Origin of the sequence: Polaribacter ponticola, assembly GCF_026191475.2 — a bacterium.
GTDB lineage: Bacteria > Bacteroidota > Bacteroidia > Flavobacteriales > Flavobacteriaceae > Polaribacter > Polaribacter ponticola.
The window spans coordinates 849,614-871,511 of sequence record NZ_JAOSLC020000002.1; the positions used below are offsets into that span (position 1 = coordinate 849,614).

17 protein-coding genes and 1 pseudogene are annotated in these 21,898 nt (G+C 28.1%); 17 read left to right on the forward strand and 1 reads right to left on the reverse strand.

Annotated features, from left to right (window positions below):
• Positions 1-185 precede the first annotated feature (185 nt).
• The 14 genes and pseudogenes from N5A56_RS04370 (at position 186) to N5A56_RS04430 (ending at position 15,996) form a co-directional block, all read left to right on the forward strand.
• Positions 186-1,862, forward strand: coding sequence for a serine hydrolase domain-containing protein (locus N5A56_RS04370; RefSeq protein WP_265726219.1), 1,677 nt, complete (start codon positions 186-188; stop codon positions 1,860-1,862).
• 268 nt (positions 1,863-2,130) lie between these two features.
• Positions 2,131-3,018, forward strand: coding sequence for an ABC transporter ATP-binding protein (locus N5A56_RS04375; RefSeq protein ID WP_265726218.1), 888 nt, complete (start codon positions 2,131-2,133; stop codon positions 3,016-3,018).
• A gap of 3 nt (positions 3,019-3,021) precedes the next feature.
• Positions 3,022-6,588, forward strand: coding sequence for an ABC transporter permease/M1 family aminopeptidase (locus tag N5A56_RS04380; protein WP_274270207.1), 3,567 nt, complete (start codon positions 3,022-3,024; stop codon positions 6,586-6,588).
• Between the two features lie 278 nt (positions 6,589-6,866).
• A pseudogene (locus N5A56_RS04385) lies at positions 6,867-7,762 on the forward strand (alpha/beta hydrolase fold domain-containing protein).
• A gap of 171 nt (positions 7,763-7,933) precedes the next feature.
• Positions 7,934-8,095, forward strand: a complete 162-nt coding sequence (locus N5A56_RS17805; protein WP_476445305.1) for an avidin-fold protein — start codon at positions 7,934-7,936, stop codon at positions 8,093-8,095.
• 13 nt (positions 8,096-8,108) lie between these two features.
• Entirely contained in the window at positions 8,109-8,870 is a 762-nt protein-coding gene (gene map / locus N5A56_RS04390) for a type I methionyl aminopeptidase (RefSeq protein WP_265726213.1), read from the forward strand.
• Positions 8,871-8,873: 3 nt separating this feature from the next.
• A complete protein-coding gene (gene blaOXA / locus N5A56_RS04395) occupies positions 8,874-9,680 on the forward strand; it encodes a class D beta-lactamase (protein WP_265726212.1) in 807 nt (268 codons plus the stop codon).
• A gap of 7 nt (positions 9,681-9,687) precedes the next feature.
• Positions 9,688-10,311: a CatB-related O-acetyltransferase gene (locus N5A56_RS04400; RefSeq protein ID WP_265726211.1), complete on the forward strand. Its 624-nt coding sequence runs from the start codon at positions 9,688-9,690 to the stop codon at positions 10,309-10,311.
• A complete protein-coding gene (locus N5A56_RS04405) occupies positions 10,311-11,366 on the forward strand; it encodes a S41 family peptidase (RefSeq protein WP_265726210.1) in 1,056 nt (351 codons plus the stop codon). The genes N5A56_RS04400 and N5A56_RS04405 overlap by 1 nt, the downstream gene beginning before the upstream one ends.
• Before the next feature lie 717 nt (positions 11,367-12,083).
• Entirely contained in the window at positions 12,084-12,764 is a 681-nt protein-coding gene (locus N5A56_RS04410; protein ID WP_274270208.1) for a hypothetical protein, read from the forward strand.
• 456 nt (positions 12,765-13,220) lie between these two features.
• On the forward strand, positions 13,221-13,709 hold the full coding sequence (locus tag N5A56_RS04415) for an alpha/beta hydrolase (protein ID WP_265726208.1): 489 nt from the start codon (positions 13,221-13,223) through the stop codon (positions 13,707-13,709).
• Positions 13,710-13,741: 32 nt separating this feature from the next.
• A complete protein-coding gene (locus N5A56_RS04420) occupies positions 13,742-14,095 on the forward strand; it encodes an alpha/beta hydrolase (RefSeq protein ID WP_265726207.1) in 354 nt (117 codons plus the stop codon).
• 426 nt (positions 14,096-14,521) lie between these two features.
• A complete protein-coding gene (locus N5A56_RS04425) occupies positions 14,522-15,274 on the forward strand; it encodes a sensor histidine kinase (RefSeq protein WP_274270209.1) in 753 nt (250 codons plus the stop codon).
• Between the two features lie 5 nt (positions 15,275-15,279).
• Entirely contained in the window at positions 15,280-15,996 is a 717-nt protein-coding gene (locus tag N5A56_RS04430; protein ID WP_265726205.1) for a LytR/AlgR family response regulator transcription factor, read from the forward strand.
• 122 nt (positions 15,997-16,118) lie between these two features.
• On the opposite strand, the gene N5A56_RS04435 is transcribed toward N5A56_RS04430, so the two are convergent.
• Positions 16,119-17,210: a serine hydrolase domain-containing protein gene (locus tag N5A56_RS04435; protein ID WP_274270210.1), complete on the reverse strand. Its 1,092-nt coding sequence runs from the start codon at positions 17,208-17,210 to the stop codon at positions 16,119-16,121.
• A gap of 223 nt (positions 17,211-17,433) precedes the next feature.
• Here N5A56_RS04435 and N5A56_RS17355 point away from each other — a divergent pair, with 223 nt between their 5' ends.
• From N5A56_RS17355 to N5A56_RS04450, 3 genes are all read left to right on the forward strand, one after another.
• On the forward strand, positions 17,434-20,532 hold the full coding sequence (locus N5A56_RS17355) for an ATP-binding cassette domain-containing protein (protein WP_337994748.1): 3,099 nt from the start codon (positions 17,434-17,436) through the stop codon (positions 20,530-20,532).
• Positions 20,533-20,624: 92 nt separating this feature from the next.
• Positions 20,625-21,398, forward strand: coding sequence for a M1 family aminopeptidase (locus N5A56_RS04445; RefSeq protein ID WP_274270211.1), 774 nt, complete (start codon positions 20,625-20,627; stop codon positions 21,396-21,398).
• 74 nt (positions 21,399-21,472) lie between these two features.
• Positions 21,473-21,883 (forward strand): hypothetical protein, encoded by a 411-nt coding sequence (locus N5A56_RS04450; protein ID WP_274270212.1) that lies wholly within the window; start codon positions 21,473-21,475, stop codon positions 21,881-21,883.
• The last annotated feature ends 15 nt before the right edge of the window (positions 21,884-21,898 follow it).

Here is a 21,898-nt window from a genome sequence, read left to right on the forward strand (position 1 = left end):
CGTTTACACAACAAAATTGATATACACTATTCATTTTATGTCCAACTAGACACTTTTTTAGTCATACACGATTCAGTGTGTTTTTTTGACCATATAACTTCATAAATACTATGTATAACATATAAGTTTTAAAGTGTTTTATATCTCATTTATGTTTGCCTCAAGTTAATCTTAAATCAATAAAAATGAAAAATTTAAAAATATTATTACTTATGGCAATGAGCGTATTCTCAATGTATGCTCAAGATAAAATTCCACAACAATCTAAAATAGATGCCATTTTTTCTAAATGGAATAAACCAAACTCTCCTGGTGGTTCGGTAGGAGTTATTAAAGATGGTAAGTTAATTTTTACAAAAGGATACGGAATGGCAAACTTGGATTATAATATTCCTAATGGACCAGAAACTGTATTTACTATAGCTTCAACCTCAAAACAATTTACAGCAGCGAGTATTATTTTGTTATCACAACAAGGAAAACTTTCTTTAGATGATAAGTTGAGTACATTTTTTCCTAAGTTTCCTTCGTATGCTAATGATATTACCATTCAAAATTTATTAAATCATACAAGTGGTATTAGAGATTATATTATTCTTGCTAGACTTTCTGGTTTAGGGGCAAATGATAACTATACTGATAAAACGGTTGGTAAGTTATTAATGAATCAGCAAGAATTAAATTTTAATCCAGGAGAAGAGTTTGTGTATAGTAATTCTGGTTATTGGTTGTTGGGTCAAATTGTCGAAAAAGTAAGTGGTGAAAGTTTGGCTGTTTTTGCAAAGAAAAATATTTTTGACCCTTTAGAAATGAAAAATTCTCGTTTTCATGATAATTTTGTTGAGGTTGTAAAAAACAGAGCAACTGGCTATAGATCAAATGGGAAAGATGGGTTTTACGAACACATGACCACGCTTAATATGGTTGGCGATGGTGGATTATTAACTACTATTAATGATCTTGCTAAATGGGATGCTTCATTTTATGATACTTCAGTTTTTAATAAAGATTTTTGGAATCAAATGTTACAATTAGGAACTTTAAATAATGGAAAAAAAATACCCTATGCTTCTGGTTTAGCATTTAGGAACTATAAAGGATTAAAAGTAATTCACCATAGTGGATCTTTTGTTGGATATAGAACGCAGTTTATTCGATTCCCAAAAGCAAAGTTTTCTGTGATTGTTTTAGCCAACAGAACTGATACTGATCCGTCAAAATTGGCTTACCAAACTGCTGGTTTGTTTTTAAAGAATCAGTTCAAATCAAATAACACGATTAAAACAGAAAAACCTGCATCAAAAAAGAGCAACGAAAAAGCAGTATTTGTTACGTTATCAGAAAAAGAATTGAAGGTTTTTGAGGGAGATTATTGGGATAATAAAAGCAAATCTAGTCGTAAACTTGTTGTACGTGATGGTATGTTAAATTATGTAAGAAGCAATGGAAGAGCTACTAAAATGCGCCCAATTGCTAAAAATAAATTTCAAATGATTGGACCACGTGTACCTGTAATATTAACGGTTAACACTAAAGCGAAAAATTTTAGCATTAAACTTCCGAATGCAGCGCCAACAAAATTTGTTGCTTATCAACCAGAAACAATTTATAGTAAAGAAGATTTAAAAACATATGCTGGCGAATATTATAGTGTTGAATTAGACGTTGTTTATTCGCTAAAAATGAAAAAAAATAGTATTGTCCTCTTTGTAAAAGGTAATTCAGTTGGAGAAGTAACACCTATCAAAAAGAATTTATTAAACATAAACGGAAGACAAATGTTTGAGTTTAATAAAGAAAGAAATGAATTTAGATTGTCTATGTTAGGAAGAGTTAAAAATATAAAATTTGTAAAGAAATAGAATTTTTAAAATACAATCTAGTTACTTAAAAGTCCCTTAATTGGGACTTTTATTATTTCATAAACATATACAAAATAACTTAATCATCTTTTAAAGGTTAAAACTGACAAACAACGCTAAATTTTATACAAACAAACCATTTTTTTAGTTGAATTTAAGATAGCTCAAAATTCAAGTTATCTGAATTGAAAAAAGCCTTGTTTATCATCTTTAATTTAAGAAAGAGTTATAATATTTCATATTTGTGTATAATTTAAAACATCAGACAATGAATACTTTAAGAATAAATAACTTAACAAAAACATATCCTAATGGTGTGAAAGCATTAAACGGAATTAGCTTAGAAATAACTAACGGAATGTTTGGTTTACTAGGGGCAAATGGTGCCGGAAAATCATCATTAATGAGAACTATTGCTACTTTGCAAGAACCTACTTCTGGAAGTATTTCATTTAATAATGTAAACATTATTGAAAAGCCAAATAACGTTAGAAAACATTTAGGATATTTACCGCAAGAATTTGGTGTGTATCCAAAAATATCAGCAGAAAAATTGCTAGATCATTTGGCTGTTTTAAAAGGAGTTTTAAATAAAAAAGAACGCAAAGAACAAGTTACAGCTTTATTGCAGCAGGTAAATTTATATCAGCATCGTAAAAAATCGGTATTTACTTTTTCTGGCGGAATGCGTCAGCGTTTTGGTATTGCACAAGCTTTGTTAGGAAATCCACAAATTATTATTGTAGATGAACCAACTGCTGGTTTAGACCCAGAAGAAAGCAATCGTTTTTTGAACTTATTAAGTGAAATTGGTGAAAATGTCATCGTAATTCTTTCAACTCATATTGTTGAAGATGTAAGGAATTTATGTCCCAAAATGGCAATTTTATCAAACGGAGAAATTATTTCAGTTGGAAATCCAAAAGAGCTGGTAGCAAGTATTGATGGTAAAATTTGGACGAAAATCATTCCTAAAAAAGACATTACAATTTACAAAAAAGCATTTGACATTATCTCAACAAAATTAGTTGCAGGAGAAACTCAAATTAGAGTTTTATCAGATCAAAAACCTGAAGAAGGTTTTGAGAAAATAAGACCGAATTTAGAAGATTTTTACTTTACAACAGTATTTCAACAAGAATCAAAAAACCAATAAGCTATGTTTAATAAATTATTACAATTCGAAGTTTTTTATCAAAAAAAGCAACGTGCATTTCCTTTGTTAGCTCTATTGTTTTTAGCTTTAGGTATTTTTGTGGGTAGGCAAGGTTATGCTCCTCAAGGAATAAATTTTAATGCGCCATTTCAAGTTTTTTATCATACTAGCATATTTACTTTAGGAAGTTTATTTGTGATTATGTTTTTTACAATAAGTACAATGCTTAGAGATAAGCAACATAAAATGGAAGGTTTAATTTATAGCTCTTCAATAAAAAAAGGACAGTATTTTTGGAGTCGTTTTTTAGGAGCGTTTATTTTTAGTTTATTAGCATTTTCTCCTTTTTTAATTGGACATATTTTTGGGGTTTATACTGCCGATTTAGAGCCTGAGCGTATTGCTAACTTTCAAATAATGAATTACTTACAGCCTTGGCTATATATTGTTGTACCCAATGTTTTTGTTTGTACATCAATTGTTTTTTCTGTAAGTACTTTAACAAAAAACAGTACGGCAACCTATGTAAGTGCTGTGTTTGTATATATTATATATTTTGTGAGTTCTATTTTTTTTAATTCACCTTTGTTAGCTCAAGCTACTCCATCTTCACCAGAAAGTATGGTTATGGCTGCGATTGCAGATCCATTTGGAATAATTGCTTACATTGAGCAAACACAATTTTGGACTCCTTATCAAAAAAACACACAACTGTTATCTTTTTCTGGGCTGTTTTTCTGGAACAGATTAATTTGGGTAGGAATTGCTTTTGGAATTTTACTAGGAACCTTTAAACTATTTTCTTTTAGAAAAATGACTAAAAAGGTGAAGAAAGAGAAAAAAATAGCAGTATCAAAATCTCCTTTATTCAGTTACAAACCCCTAGAGGTTGCATCAAATTTTGAAGCACAAAAAGCAGCATTTTTATCTTTAGTAAAAGTAGAATTAAAAAGTGTTTTTAAAAGCTTACCATTTATAGCCGTTTTATTGATGTGGGTTTTTATAGTTTTTTCTGAATTGTATTCAACACTAATTAATGGTGGCGAATATGGTGTAAGCATATATCCGTTTACAAATCAATTAATCAGTTTAATCGTAGATCCGTTAACCATTTTCAGTTTAATCTTAATTATTTTTTATAGTTCTGAAATTGTTTGGAAAGAGCGTAGTTTAAACTTTAATTTAATTATTGATGCGACTCCAGTTAAAAACAGTATTTTCTTTTTGTCAAAATTTAGTGCTTTAATATTGCTTCCAATTATTTTAATAACCGTGGGAATTTTAATGTGTATAATGTTTCAAATAGCTTTAGGATACTCAAATTTCGAATTCGATTTATATGCATCGTTTTATTATCATTATGGATTACAATTAATCATTTTTTGTATGATTGCGTTGTTTGTAAACAGCTTAGCAAAAACAAAATATCTTGGTATGGGAATTTTTGGATTGTTAGTTGTTGTAATCTTTAAATCTGACGTACTGCTTGGTTTACAACACCCTTTAACTAGCCTAGGTTTTTTACCAAGAATAAGATCTAATAATATGGATGGCTTTAACGGTGTTTCAAACTTATATAATCATTTAGCAATGTATTGGTTGGCTTTTGGTTTGTTATTAACAGTGTTTTCATTTAAAATTTGGAATCGTGGAATTGTAGCTAGTTTTTCTGTGAAAATAAAGCAACTTTTAACAAATTGGAGCAAAGTTCAAAAGATGAGTTTGTCTTTTTTAACGATACTTTTTATCGGCTTCGGAAGCTTGGTTTTTTACAATGTCAACGTGGTTTCAGAATATAATACGATAAACGATCATTTAGAGTTTAGCGAAAATTACGAACGTAAATTTAAACAATATGAAAGTATAGAAAGATTATATCCAAGTTCAAAAAAGACAGAAGTATCTATTTTTCCTGAAGAAAGAAGTTATACTGTAAACGCAAAATATGTAATGGTAAATCGTAGCGAAAAACCAATGAAACAAGTGTTTATTACCGAACGAAAAGCGTTGGATACAGTTTTTATCGAGAATGCTGATTTAATAAAACAAGATACTGATTTCGGAATCTACCTTTTCAAATTTAAAAAGGCATTGCAACCTCAAGATTCTGTGATGTTTAATTTTAAATTAACCAATAAAGTAAAAGGTTATGAAAACGATAAGTCAATCATAAATAATGGAACATACCTTAACCGTTTTAGCAATTTTGATCCCATTTTAGGATATAGTACAAGTTTTGAAATTTCAAATCAAAGAGAACGCAAAAAAAGAAATTTACCAAAGCGAATAAAAGAAAATGAAAGTACGGATGCTCACATTGCTTTTGAAGATGTTAAATATGAAAAAATAAATTTTGAAACTATTATTTCTACATCAAACGATCAAACAGCCATTAGTTCTGGTAAGTTATTAAAGCATTGGATAGCAAATAATAGAAACTATTTTCATTATAAATCTAGCAAGAAAATTTCACCTTCTGTGGGATATTTCTCAGCAAAATATGCAACTAAGAAAACAAATTATAAGGGAGTTGCAATTGAGCAATATTATGACGAAAATCACAATTTTAATATTGGTGATATAGAACAAAGCATTAAAGAAACATTAGATTATTGTCAAGAAAATTTTGGAAGATATCAATTCGATTATTTAAGAATAGCTGAAGTACCAGCACATTGGCCTTTTGGAGGTTTTGCACATCCTGGAGTTATTAGTATGGTTGAAGATAGATTGTATTTATCTGATGTTAGCGACGAAGATACTTTTAATGTCGTTGCAAAAAGAACTATTCATGAAGTGGCACATCAATGGTGGGGACACACCTTATCTGCAAAACCGGTTGCAGGAGGTTCTTTTCTTGTTGAAGGACTCGCAAAATATACCGAAGCTGTAGTTATGGAAAAAATGTACGGAAAAAGCGCATTATATACGTTAGCAGAAAATGCAAGAAGTCGTTATTTTTCGGGAAGATCTTTTGCTTCTAAAATTGAACCAGCCGTTTATAAAGTAGATGGACAAAGTTTTATTTCTTACGGAAAAGCATTAAATGTATTGTTAGCTTTAAGAGATTTAGTAGGCGAAAAGCAAGTGAATCTAGTCTTAAAAACATTAACAGATAACCATAGAAATAGCACCAAATTAGAAGCTACAACTTTAGATTTATTAAAAGAAGTTTATAAAATTACTCCAAAAAATCAACACGGTTTAATAAACGATTGGTTTAAAAAAGTAATTACGTATGATGTAGGTATTGAAAATGCTAGAACAAAAGCATTAGCAAACGGAACTTATGAGGTTACAGTAAAAGTAAAATCAAAACGTTTTGAAACTTTAAAAAACGGAGAAATCAAACAAATATCAATAGATGAACATATTAAAATTGGACTGTTTACAGCACATCCATCAAATGTAAAAGATGATAGTTCAGTATTGTATTATGAGTCAAATCAAATCAATAAAGAAATAACAGAAATTAAAATAATCGTAAAAGAAAAACCTAATTACATTGCTATAGATCCTTATGGAACGCGAAGTGATGAAAATCTGGTAGATAATATTTTTCAATTATAAGAATTGATTTTTCTTTATAATTTTATTAATAGTACTTCATTATAACTATTAATAGTTATGTAATCAAAAAAAGTGTAAAGAAGTTTCCGAAATTTTTTCGATTACAAAATAGATTAGAAGAAGTTAACAAATTGTTTAAAACAGATGATAAAATGAGTTTATCATCTGTTTTTATCTGTTTATTATACTTAAACACCAATTCGTCATTAAATTTTATCCATACGTGTAATAATTAGTAACTTTATGTTACTAATTGCAAACAAACTCCTAATAACAAAATGAAAAAAAGTATCACATATTATTTAACATTATTGGTTATAAAACTAAAGGGAGTAAAAAAAGAATTCAATAAAGACCCTATAGATTATTTAAAAATTAGGAAAGAAAACGTAATCCATCCTAAAAATAATTTATTTAAAAACAGAAAAACACGAAACTTTAAAGTAGATAAAACATCAATTACAGAAATTAAACCAGCACATTCATCAGATAAATTATTGCTATTTATTCACGGAGGTGCTTTTATTTCTGGACCAGCAAAACATCATTGGGATTCTTTACAAGAAATATCTAAACAAACAAACTTAACAATTTGGATGTGTAATTACCCAAAAGCTCCAGAGCATAAGATTTTAGAAATTTCAAAAAACATTGATGCTGTATATGAACATGCATTAAAAACGTATAGTGAAGATCAAATAACATTAATTGGCGATTCTGTTGGTGGAACTTTAGTTGCGGCTTTAACGCAAAGATTGATTCGATATAAAAAAATAGTGCCAAAAAAATCATTCTTATTTCTCCAGTAATGGACGCAACAATGTCTAATAAACAAATTGATATTGTGGATAAAAAAGATCCGATGTTATCAAAAAAAGGAGTACTAAGTGCTAAGAAAATGTGCGCAGGAGATATTGATTTAAAAAATGAGTTAATTTCTCCTCTTTACGGCAGTTTTAATGAGTTTCCGAAAACAATTCTGTTTTTAGCAGAGCATGATATTACGTATCCAGATCAACAATTAGCGGTTCAAAAAATGAAGAAAGCTAATGTTGAGGTTGAGGTTATTTTTGGAGAAAAGATGCCACACATTTGGCCGTTATTACCTGTTATGCAAGAAGCTAAAAACGCCTTAAAATTAATTATTAGCGTAATAAATAATAAAGAAAAATGAATTTAAATAATAAGAAATTTATAACTGTTGAAAATAAAAAGGGACTGTCTTCTAATGAAACCGTTTTTTACTATTCACAATATCAAAAATACCATAAGAGGAACTTATAAAGGTGGTGAAATAGTAGAAGGTTTTATAGTTGGTAAGTAAGTTGACAATTCGAGAATAGAACTGTTATTTCAATGTTTAACTAAAGATGGTAATCTTAAGGCTGGTAAATCAAAAGGAATTATTTCAAAGAATACATCAGATAAATTAGAGTTAAAATTTGAATGGAATTGGTTGAATGGAGATTTATCTGGAGGAACATCAGCATATATTGAACTAATTTAAAAAAAGCAAAAAAATGTCGATAACAAAAGAAGAAGAATTAGTAGGAATGCAAAAAGTTAGCGAAGCTGTAGGTACAACGTTAAAAAAAATGAAAGATTTTGCAAAAGTAGGAATGTCAACAAAAGAATTAGACGATTATGGAGCAGAATTATTAAAAAATTACGGTGCAAAATCGGCTCCTTTTGAAACCTACGGATTTCCAGGATACACGTGTATTAGTGTAAATGAAGTTGCAGCACACGGAATTCCAGCAAAAAATAAAGTATTAAAAGAAGGCGACATAATAAATATTGATGTTTCTGCAGAGTTAAACGGTTTCTGGTCAGATAACGGAAGCTCTTTTGTGCTTGGAAAAGATATTTATAAACATCAACCTTTAGTAAACGCATCTAAAGAAATTTTAATGGATGCAATTAAGAATACAAAAGAAGGTGTAAAAATTGCAGATATTGGTCATATAATAGAAACTGAAGCACTAAAAAGAGGATTTAAAGTTATTGAAAACTTAGCAGGTCATGGCGTTGGAAGAAGCTTACATGAAAAACCAGAAAACATTTTAAATTACCGAGTTAGAAGTAATAAAGAACGCTTTAAAAAAAATACTACAGTAGCAATAGAAACCTTTATTTCTACAAAATCGTCTATTGCAATAGAGCTTAATGATGGTTGGACTTTGGTTGGCGATAAAGGTGGTTATGTTGCGCAGCATGAACATACTATTTTAATTACAGATAAAAAACCTATCATTTTAACTGCTGCAAATGGGTGTATTTAAAAAATGAAAAAAACTCTATATTTCTTTATCCTAGTTTTTACCTTTTTTTCTTGTAAAAAGAAAGAGAGAGAAAACAAAAAAGTAATACAATCTGAATTTCAAAATATTTTAAATGCTAAAAACGTCAAAGGATCGGTATTAATTTATGATTTTAAAAAAGAAACATATTATTCTAATGATTTTGATTGGGCAACAATTGGTTTTTTACCTGCTTCTACATTTAAAATTCCGAACTCTATAATTGCTTTAGAACTTGGTGTTGTTAAAAATGATAGCACCTTATTTACTTGGAATGGAGAAAAAAGAGCTTATAAAGTTTGGGAACAAGATTTAGTTTTAAAACAAGCGTTTCATTATTCTTGTGTGCCCTGTTATCAAGAAATAGCAAGAGCAGTTGGAGTAAATAAAATGAAAACTCTATTAGAAAAATTACAATTTGGAAACATGAAATTCGATGTATCTACAATTGATAATTTTTGGTTAGAAGGCAACTCTAAAATCAACCAATTTGAACAAATCGATTTCTTAAAACGACTTTATGAATCGAAGCTTCCTATTTCTAAGCGAACAGAAGTTATTATGAAAAAAATGATGCTTGTAAATGGACAAGAAAATTTTAAACTAAGAGGAAAAACAGGATTATCTGTTAGAAGTAATAAAAGAAACGGATGGTTTGTTGGTTATCTCGAAAAAAATAAAAACATCTATTTTTTCGCAACAAATATAGAACCTAATAAAGACACAGATATAAATTTATTTGTAAAAGCTCGAAAGGAAATTACTTTTGAAGCACTGCAATTAATTAAATAAAATAATAATGAACGGACCAGATACAAATCAAAAATTTCCACTTGCTAATTACGATAGACTTTGTTTTTTAAAAAACATCATTAAAAATCCGAATATCATTGTGGGTGATTATACCTATTATGATGATTTTGAAAACGTAGAAAATTTTGAGAAAAATGTAAAATATCATTTCGATTTTACTGGCGATAAATTAATTATTGGTAAGTTTTGTATGATAGCTTCTGATGTTAAATTTATTATGAATGGAGCAAATCATTTAACTGATAGTATTTCTACTTATCCGTTTGCTATTTTTGGAAACGGTTGGGAAAATGCGATGGAAGGAAAAACCTATCCGCAAAAAGGAAATATTAACATTGGTAACGATGTTTGGATTGGTTACAATGCAACAATTATGGCTGGTGTAACTATTGGCGATGGTGCTATCATCGCTACTAATGCAACTGTTGTAAAAGACGTTCCTCCGTATACAATTGTTGGAGGAAATCCAGCAAAAGAGATTAAAAAACGCTTTTCTGATGAAAAAATAGCACAACTTTTAAAACTAAAATGGTGGAATTGGGATATTGAAAAAATCACAAAAAATGTTCAGCATTTAACAGATAAAGAAATTCATAAAATAGTATCGTAATGAAAAAAACAGTTTTAATATTACTCTTTTGCTTACCAACATTACTCTTTTCTCAAAATTGTAATTGTACATCTAATTTTAATTGGTTAAAAACAACTTTTGAAAAAAATGATGCCGGTTTTTCATATGCAATTAGCAAAAAAGGAGAACAAGCTTACGAAATGCATAATAAAGTTTTTATCAAAAAAACTGCAAGTGTTACAAATATTAATGATTGCCAAAAATTAATGGCAGAATGGCTTGCTTTTTTCCGCTCAGGGCATTTAAAAATAAAAAATATAAATAAGTCAAAACTTAACACTAAGAAAGAAAACAGAAAACTACCAGAAATTTATTTTAAAACTATTAATAAACAAACTGTATATCTAAGGATTTCAACATTTAGTGGTTCTGTAAGAAAAACGATAGATAGTGTTATTTTAAAACATAAAAAAACAATATTAAAAACACCAAACTTAATTATTGATATTAGAAATAATGGTGGAGGAAGTGATAGTAGCTATAGTAAATTATTACCTCTTTTATATACCAATCCTATAAGATCGATAGGTATAGAATTTTTATCAACAACATTAAACAATCAGCGAATGCTTGATTTTATTAATAACCCAAAATGGGGTTTTGATCAGGATGGCAAAAAATGGGCTAAACAATCATTTGATAAACTAGAAAAGCAAAAAGGAAGTTTTGTTAATTTAAGCTCAACCATGGTTGATGAAATAAAATATGATACTATTTATAAATTTCCTAAAAGAGTTGGTATCATTATTAATGGTAAAAACGGAAGTACAGCAGAACAATTTTTATTAGATGCTAAACAAAGTAAAAAAGTTAAACTATTTGGTTCAACAACAAAAGGTGTACTAGATATTTCTAATATGCATTTTGTAACATTTCCGAGTGGAAAATTTGAATTAGGATATGGTTTATCAAGAAGTATGAGGATTCCAGAAATGGCAATTGATGAAAAAGGGATACAACCTGATTATTTTTTAGATGAAGAAATTAAAAAAGAAGATTGGATTGAGTTTGTAGCTAAATCATTAGAAAAATAGATTCGTAAATATGAAGATTTTAGTTGTAATTGACTGAAGAGTAGTTTTTAATTAAAAAATGGAGCATAAAAATTATAATTAGGTTTCCAAAAAAACATCAAAATCGAGGAAATACAACCCATATTTAGAAATTATAAGGGCAAGTATTTTACAGTTAAAAAATAACTAAAAAGCAGCAGATTATTTAAGTACACAAATAGTGAAAAAAATATTAAATCAGGATAAAAGTTAATACAAGCAATATTTTTAGGATATTATCACTTAAATTAAATTTACAATTACTTCAAATTAATGGCCGAGTTATTTAAGAACATTTTTAATCAAAAATTTTTTAATCAATTTACTAAGATTATTGAACAGGTAATTCCTGAATTTGATACGCAATCATTTCTACAACATATTTTTGATACTGATTGGGAAAACAAAGAGTTAAAACAACGAATGCGACATATTACCGTTGTTTTAAAAAATCATTTATCTGAAGATTATGAGAAAAATGTAAATCTTATTTTTAAAATAATTGATCAATTAAAAAAAATAATATCAGCGAAAAAAGTATTGAATATATGTTTTTTCCTGATTTTATTGAAGTTTACGGATTGGATAATTATACAATTTCAGTAAAAGCATTTGAGCGAATAACACAATTTACAAGTTGTGAGTTTGCAGTAAGACCGTTTATAATTAATTATTCGGCAGCTATGATTCCGAAATTATTTGAGTGGTCTAATCATAAGCACGCTATGGTTAGAAAGACTTGCTACTGAAGGCTGTAGACCAAGATTGCCTTGGGGGATTGGGATTCCTGATTTAAAAAACAATCCGTCAGAAATTCTTCCAATTCTTGAGAATTTAAAAAACGATGTTTCAGAATCTGTTCGCAGAAGTGTGGCGAATAATTTGAATGATATTTCAAAAGATAATCCAGCAGTTGTAATTGATATTGTTAAAAACTGGCGAGGAAAAACGGTTAAGGTTGACAAACTTTTAAAACACGCCAGCAGAACTTTGTTAAAACAAGGAAATCAAGAAATAATGACTTTATTTGGTTTTGGTGCTGTTGATAAGATAAAGATTAACAGTTTTAAAATTCAAACTCCAGATGTAAAAATTGGAGAAGCTTTAGCGTTTTCATTTGATCTTTTAAATACCGATATTATTGCTGCTAAAATTCGTTTAGAATATGGTTTGTATTATCAAAAATCAAACGGAACCTTAGCAAAAAAAGTGTTTAAAATTAGTGAAAAGGTATATGATAAAAATTCTACAACATCAATTAAAAGAAAACAATCTTTTAAAATAATTACTACGCGTAAATTTCATATTGGTGAGCATCAAATATCAATTATTATAAACGGAATTGAATTTGGTGCTTTGAGTTTTAATTTGAATAATTAAGTTCTTTGTTTTAAATAGATAGTCAATAAAAAAGGACTGTATTAATTATACAGTCCTTTTTTTATAAATTCAGATAATCCTATTTATTTTTTGAATGCCATTTTGCCCAATTTTGCAAACTACCAAATAAAACATTTCTTCCAGCATTTTCGTCTTAGCATGATGGTTTTTGCGCCTGCATTAATACACTGCCAAATGCTATTACTTAGAGAATTAAGATTCATACATTCACTTTTATCTGTATTTATTATATGAAACGAAAAAGATTAAAAGTTAGACAGATCTATTTTACGATCGATTGTTTATAGTAAAATTAATAACAAAAAATATTCATCATCAAAAACAACATATTTATCTATTTTTTAAGCGGTTTTGTCGACGGCATATTTAAACTTTTAATAGTTTAATACTTTTGGGGTCAATTATATTTATTGAAATTAATAAAATCAAATAACCATGTTTATACGTAAAATTATTTTAGCTGTTCTTTTTATAAGTATTGGAGTCGGTTCTTTCAAAAGTTTTGGACAGGAAGTAGAAAAAATCGAAATAGGAATTAAGTTTAAAATGCATTCTAAATTTTTAAATGAAGAAAGAATGTATACAGTTGGTTTACCTAAATCGTATCACACGAGTTTAAAAGAGTATCCAATTTTAGTTGTATTAGATGGTGATGAGCATTTTAAAGGGGTTTCTGGAATTGTTGATCAAATGAATCAAGGTAGGTATAATGGTCATATTCCAGAAATGATTATTGTAGCAATTAGCAACACAGATAGAACACGTGATTTTACACCTACTAATTCTATTACTTTTCTTGATGGTTCTCAAAAACCTCAATACCAAAAAACAAGTGGGGGAAGCACTGCTTTTCTAAAATTTTTAGAGAAAGAACTATTGGTAACTATTGAAAAAAATACAGAACAAATTCTTACAAAACGCTAATAGGGCATTCTTACGGAGGCTTGCTTGCAGGCTTGTCGTATTTATCAAAAGAAAGTACTTTTGATAGTTACCTAGCAATAGATCCTAGCTTCTGGTGGGACAATCAAATTATTATAAAGAAAATGGATGCTGTAAAGACCGAAGCCTTAAAGAGTAAGAAAATGTATATATCATCAGCATATAGCCATAAAACATGGGATAAGTTTGTGTTGAATAGAAAACCTCAAGATTTATTCTTTGCAAAGCTACAAAACAGAAGTCTTACTTCTCCAAATTTAAAAATACAATATTTCGAGGAAGAAGATCATTGGACAGTTCCAGCAATAAGCATTTATCATGGGTTGAAATTTATTTATCAAGATTCTTATGCAATAGAAAAGGAGTAAAGTATTGAAACAATTAGCTTAATACCGGAAAGAAGAGTGTACATTTTTTAATTTAGTATTTTTATTTTTAAAGACCTCAGAAGTTTCTTTACTATTAGGTCAATTATACAATTATGAGTTATATAAAAAAAGTTGCTGATTCTATACAGCATAAAGGAGTTAAAAGACACTTTTTGTTTTGGATTGCAATCATTTTATTAACCATTCCTCAAAATGTTCTTGAGAGTGAGCAACCCTATATAAGCACGTTGGTCTATAAAATTTGTGTATTAATCCCTCAAATTTTATTTACATATTTTGTTACGTATTTTGTAATTCAAAAATTTTTATCTAAAAAAAGTATACCATTTCATTGTTTTTAATGGTTTTTAGTACTTATTTTTTTCAGTATTAGCCAGAGTATTAACTATTCATATTGGTGAAAATTTGGTAAGAACTCCACCATTTGAACAGGAAACATTATTAGAAATAATAATTCAATTAAAATTTTTGTTTTTATACTATGTACCAGCGCTTTATTCAATTATATTTATATTTCTTGCTGTCAAGTATTTTATAAATTTCAAGGTAGTCCAAGAAAAAGAACTGTTATCTAGAACAGAAAAAATTGCTTCAGAATTAAAGACTTTAAAGGCGCAATTAAATCCACATTTTTTATTCAATACACTAAATAATATTTATGTATTATCTATAGAGAATTCTCCAAAAACGCCTAAATCAATTGAAAAGTTATCTAAAATATTAGATTATGTTTTATATCGTTGTAATACAAAATATGTGTCTTTAACATCAGAAATTGAGTTGTTAGAAAATTATATTGAATTAGAGAAGTTACGTTATGACGATCGTTTAGAAATTAATTTCAATAACTATATTGAACAAGATGGAGAAATTGCACCGTTAATATTACTATCACTAGTAGAAAATGCTTTTAAACATGGAGCAGGCGAGGACAGTAGTTCTCCAAAAATAGACATTGACTTGTACAATACAAGTACTCAATTTAAGCTTGTTATTTCTAATACGGTTGCAACAAAACCTGAACTAACAAAAAGAACTTCAATTGGATTGGAGAATATAAAAAAACAATTAAATTTGATTTATCCAAATAGGTTTGAATTATTAATTGATAATTCACAAAAAGTATTTACAGTAACTGTTAAGCTAATCAATAAATAAAATTTATGAAAACTCGCTGTTTAATAGTTGATGATGAGCCTTTAGCAATTAGATTAATAGAAAAACACATTTCTCAAATTGATTCATTAGAAGTTGTGGCAACTTGTAATAGTGCATTAAAAGCTTTTGAAATTGTAAACACTCAAGAAATCGATTTGATGTTTTTAGATATTAAAATGCCAAACTTAACAGGAATTGATTTTTTAAAATCGTTAAAGAATCCACCAAAAACAATATTTACAACTGCATACAGAGATTACGCTTTAGAAAGTTACGAATTGGAAACAGTAGATTATTTATTAAAACCAGTCACTTTTGAACGTTTTGTAAAAGCAATAGATAAATTTTTCTGGCAAAATACAAGTAAAGTTGCACCAGTACAAAGAGAAACAATTACTACTGATTATATTTTAATCAAATCTGGAAATAAACATCATAAAGTAAATTTAGCAGATATCGTTTATATAGAAAGTTTTAAAGATTATATCAAAGTTCATTTAGAAAATAATACTTCTATTGTTTCTAAATATAAACTAGGTGAAATGGAACTAGAACTATCAACCTACCAATTTTTAAGAATCCATCGTTCTTATATTATAAATACTTCAAAAATAACTGCATTTTCTTCTAATGATATAGATGTAAACTCTCTAGAAATTCCAATTGGTGCTAGCTATAAAGAAAAAGTTATTCTTCATTTAGAAAAGATAAAACATATTTAATTTATTAAAATAATAAATGTTTACTTAATGTTTGTAGGTCTTCTCCAAATAACTAAGATTATTTTTTGAAATAAACAAGGACTATATTAATTATATAATCCTTGTATTAAATTCAGATAATTTTATTTATTATTAGAATGCCATTTCGCCCAATTTTGCAAACTACCAAATAGAACATTTCTTCCAGCATCTCCGTTTGTAAGTATAATAATTCCAGATTTTGATGCAAAATCAAGCATAAAACCAGAATGCCAACCTTCATTAGAACCACCATGACCGTTTAAAGTAAAATCTCCAAAACGATTCATAGCCATATAACCCATTCCGTAATTACCTTTAGATAATTTTGTTGGAGTAATTAAAAGGTTGATGCTTTTTTGTGATAAAACTTTATTCTTGCTAAAAGAAGCATTTGCAAAAAGTATAAGATCATTTAAGGTTGTATGCAAACCTGCTGCTGCTTGTGCATTGAATAATCTTAACGGAATTTCTTTTGCATTTTCATCATACGCTTTTGCAGATTTTTTTAGAATACGTTTATTAATTATAAAACTTGTCTGTTTCATTTTTAAAGGTTTAAAAATGTTTTTTTGCATATAATTTGCAAATGTTTTACCACTCACCTCTTCTATTACTAATTGTAAAATAGTGTAACCTCCACCAGAATATTTAAACTTACTTTCTGGTTCCATAATTAACTTTACAGCTTCATCTGGATTTGTAATACCTGATAAAGATTTTACAGTTGATGTTAATTCATTTTTAGCTTCATATCCATTATAACCATGTACAGATAAACCTGCAGTATGCTGTAATAAATTTCTAATAGTTACTTTATTTGAATTAAACTCACTAGAAGGCAATTTCCAATTTGAAATATAATTTGAAGCAGGAGCATCTAAATTAAGTTTACCTTCTTCTACTAATTTCATAACTCCCCAAGCTGTAAACATCTTTGATATAGAACCGATATTGAAACCTGTTTTAGAATTTACTTCAAGTTTCTTATCAACATTGGCATAACCATATCCTTTTTTAAGAATTACTTTACCTTCTTTAAGTATTGCAACTGCAATTCCAGGAACATTATTTTTTTCTATAGATTTAGGAGTACTCTCATCAAAAGACTTTTGTAAATTTTTAATTGAACTAGTTTGAGCATTTGTAAAAAATATTGACAATGCCATTAAGATAATTGTAATAGGTGTTTTCATTTTTATTTGTTTTATAATTTTACACAAACCTAAAACCCTAATCTTACTTCTTATAAATAATTTGACGAACCTCGTTTTGTGTATGACATTCAATTGTTTATGATTTGTAAAGTTACTTTACCATTTAACTAAGGACGTTTGCAATATGAAAATAGACGTTGATAAAAATAAATAGCAACTCTTTAAAACTCAAAGTAAGTTCGCACTATATAAAAATAATAGTATGAATACACTCATAATTAAAAACGTAAGTAAAACATACCCAAACGGAGTTAATGCACTTAAAAACATCAACTTAACTATTACAAATGGAATGTTTGGTTTATTGGGTCCTAATGGAGCTGGAAAATCGTCTTTAATGCGAACTTTGGCAACTTTACAAGAATCTACACAAGGTAATATTCGCTTTAATGATATAAATAGTACTGATAATCCACAGAACATAAGAAAACAAATTGGGTATTTACCACAAGAATTTGGTGTTTATCCTAAAATATCTGCACTTCAATTATTAGATCATTTAGCAATTTTAAAAGGTGTTTTAAACACCAAAAAACGCAAAGAACAAATTGAAGCGCTTCTTCATCAAACCAACTTATATGCAGTTAGAAAAAAAGCAGTTAGCACTTTTTCTGGAGGTATGCGTCAGCGTTTTGGTATTGCTCAAGCATTACTTGGTAATCCTAAATTAATAATTGTTGATGAACCTACTGCTGGATTAGATCCTGAAGAACGAAATAGGTTTCATAATTTATTAAGTGATATTGGAGAACAAGTAATTGTTATTCTCTCTACTCACATCGTTGAAGATGTAAAAAACTTATGCAGCAAAATGGCAATTTTAGGAAAAGGCGAATTACTAGCACAAGGTGAACCTTCTGAACTAATATCAAATCTTAATGGAAAAGTTTGGTCTAAAACTATTTTGAAAGAAAATTTAGATTCTTATAAATCTAAATTTAATGTTTTGTCTTCTCGTTTGTCTTCGGGTAAACTAGAGCTTAGAGTATTAGCAAACACACAACCAGAAAATGGATTTGTAGCTACCAAAGCAGATTTAGAAGATGTTTATTTTGCTACACTTAATCAAAAAATCTTTAATATTATGATTAAGAAATTATTACAATTCGAATTAAAATTTCATAGTAAGCAAATATCTTTTATCGTTTTATTTATTCTATTTACTGCTTATGGTTTTTTAGCAATCAATCAAGGTTTTAAATATTTAGAATTCAGTTCTATGTATAATGATGCTTTTAATCTAAATTTTTTATCAGGCATTGTAAGTATTATATCAACATTTGCTACTGTGTTTCTCTGTATAAACGCAGCACTTCGTGATAAATTATTCAATTTTGAAGGTCTAATTTTTAGCACAGGTATTAAAAAAATAAATTTCTTTTTAAGTCGGTTTTTAGGAGTTTTTTTAATCATACTTTTATTAAACACAGTTGCTATGTTGGGTGTATTTATTGGTACTTGTATTAATAATTTAGATCCTGAAACTTTACATCAATTTAATTTTACGCATTATTTTTGGCCTTGGTTATTACTTATTTTACCAAATGTATTTGTAACTACAGCTATCATATTTTCTATAACCTTACTATCCAAAAAATCTATAGTTACTTATATTACAGCTTTGGTTTTTATAGCTCTTAATTGGATTTGTGGCTTCTATATTAACTCCCCTTTATTTGGTGGTTCATCTTTAGCATCAAAAGAAATACTAGACATAGCATCGCTCATAGATCCTGTTGGATTGGCTGCATTTTTTGAGCAAACACAATTCTTAACTCCGCTTGAAAAAAATGAGATGGTATTGTCTTTATCAAATAATTTTCTTTGGAATAGAATTATCTGGTTAAGTTTTAGCATCGTTTTATTACTGATCACCTACAAAAAATATTCTTTTAGAACGGTTCAGAAAAAGGTAAAAAAACAAATTTTATCTAAAGAAAATATAAGTAGTAATACAACATATAAGGCTACGGAAATATCAATAAATTCATTTAAATCAATGTTGATAAATCTTAAATCGGTTGTTAAGCTTGATGCACAAATAATTCTTAGTGGAATCCCTTTTAAATTAATTATGATGTTATGGTGCATTATACTTTCATTGGTATTTAACTATAGTATATCTAGTAAGGAAATATACGGAAGTCGCTACCCAACAACAGATTTATTTATTGGGCAAGCTATTGAAGTATTGCCAATTCTTGGATTATTATTAATCGTTTTTTACAGTAGCGAATTGATTTGGAAATCTAGACAACATCGTTTTTCTGGAATTATTGAAGCAACACCAGCTAGAAATAGTATGTTTTATGTTTCAAAAATCGTATCAATTACAATAATTCCTATTGTTTTAATCTTGTTGACTATTGGAATATCAATAATTTTTCAAGTAACAAATAATTACTACGATTTTCAGTTAGAGCAATACTTTTCGTTATTCTATTTTGCTGGAATTCAAATTTTATTATACGCTGTTTTTGCTTTATTTATTCAAACCTTAGTATCTAATAAATATTTAGGAATGATTATTTCTGCTATTATTTTAATACTATTCAGTACTTCTAGAAGTGTCTTTGGTTTAGAACATCCACTATTCTTTTTTAACAAATTACCAAGTATGGCAAGAGCGTATTCAGATTTTGTTGGTTATGGTCAATATGTTTCAAAATTTAGCACACTAGCATTGTATTGGTTAACCTTTTCTGGGATACTTATCGTATTGAGTAATAAGTTTTGGAAACGAGGTACATCTGTTGGATTTAAGAAAATTATTAAGACAGTATTCAATAAAAAAGAGAAACTACAATTACTAAGTTTAGTGCTTGTTTTCGTTACAATTGGTAGTTATGCATATTACAACTTAAATGTAGTAAACGAATTTGTAACGAGTAACGAAAGACTTGATTTTAACGAACAATATGAACGAAAGTATAAAAAATACGATGACCTTGCTGTTCCTCAATTAGTCTCTTTAAAAACGAATATTGATATTTATCCGGATTCGGAAAAATACCTTGTACAATCAAATACAATTATAGCAAACAAGACCAAAAAGCCTATGAAAAGTATTTTTGTTACGGCTCCTCAACCTTTAAAATCAATTAATATTGAAGGCAGTAAACAAGTGTTTCATGATTCTGATTTAGGTACTTATTTGTTTGAATTGAATACGCCACTTCTTCCTGAAGGATCTCTTAAAATGACTTACAATATGGAAAAAAAGTTAAAGGATTTGAAACGAACAAAACAATTAATACCAATGGAACTTACATTAAAAATCAAAATTTTAATCCGATTTTAGGATATGTAAACAATTATGAAATTGAATATAATTATGAACGTATACAACGAGGATTACCAAAAAAAGATAGTGTAAAAGTAAATGACAGCTATTTGCAATTAGATAGTAAATTTAATTTTGAGAATGTAAAATTTGAAACCCTTATTTCTACTTCTAAAAATCAAACAGCAATTTCATCGGGAAGTTTAATAAAACAGTGGCAAAAAGATGATAGAAATTATTATCACTACAAAGCTTCTGATACCATTAATAGTATGATCGCTTATTTATCAGCTCGTTATACCGTAAAAAAAGAAATCTATAAAGGAATTCAATTAGAACTATTTCATCATCCTAATCATACACAAAATGTAGATAAAATGATTAGAGTTGCAAAAGCTACAATTGATTATTGTTCTGATAATTTCGGAAAATATCCGCATGATTATTTACGTATTGTAGAAACATCAAACCACGAGAGTTCTAATGGTCAAGCAATGCCAGGAGTTATCACCATCAATGAAAAAATATTTAAACGTAATGTAGAAAATCCTGATTCGTTTAATGTTGTTGCAAGAGTTTTAATCCACGAAATATCTCATCAATGGTGGGGATTTTTATTAACTCCAAAACGTGTTGAAGGTTATATGGTTTTGTCTGAATCTCTGGCAAAGTATACAGAAAGTGTTATTCTTGAAAAAATGTACGGTAAAGCGATGGTAAACAAATTATCTGCAAGTACAATAAGCAAATATTTTAGTGGACGATCTTATGCCTCAGAAACAGAACCTTCTTTATACTTAAGTAATCATCAAGCTTATTTAGGATATAGTAAAGGCGCTATTATCATGTCTGCTATTAAAGAATTAATTGGTGAAAAAAGTTAAATAATGTATTAAAAAAACTTGTTAATACTTACAAAAACAAGCCAATTTCAACTACATTAAACTTAATAGAAGAATTGTATAAAGTAATACCAAAAGAACATCACAAATTATTAAATGATTGGATGAAACATGTTGTAACTTACGATTTAAAAATTACTAATGCTACCTATAAAAAGAAGTTAGACGGTAAATTTGAGCTTAAAGTTACTGTAAATTCGAAACGTTTTGAAACCAATTCTTTAGGTGAAGAAATTGAAATTAATATTAATGAACCAATACAAATAGGTATCTTTAAAAAACATCCAAATGCATTAGATAGTGAAAAAGATATTATTTATTTAAAACCACATCAAATTAATAATAATGAAATGAAAATTAAAATTATTACAGATTTTGAACCCATTTATGTAGGAATTGATCCTAACAACACTAGGTTAGATAAAAATCTAGAGGATAATTTGATTTCATCACAACAAATTAATTAATCTTTAATATTTTTG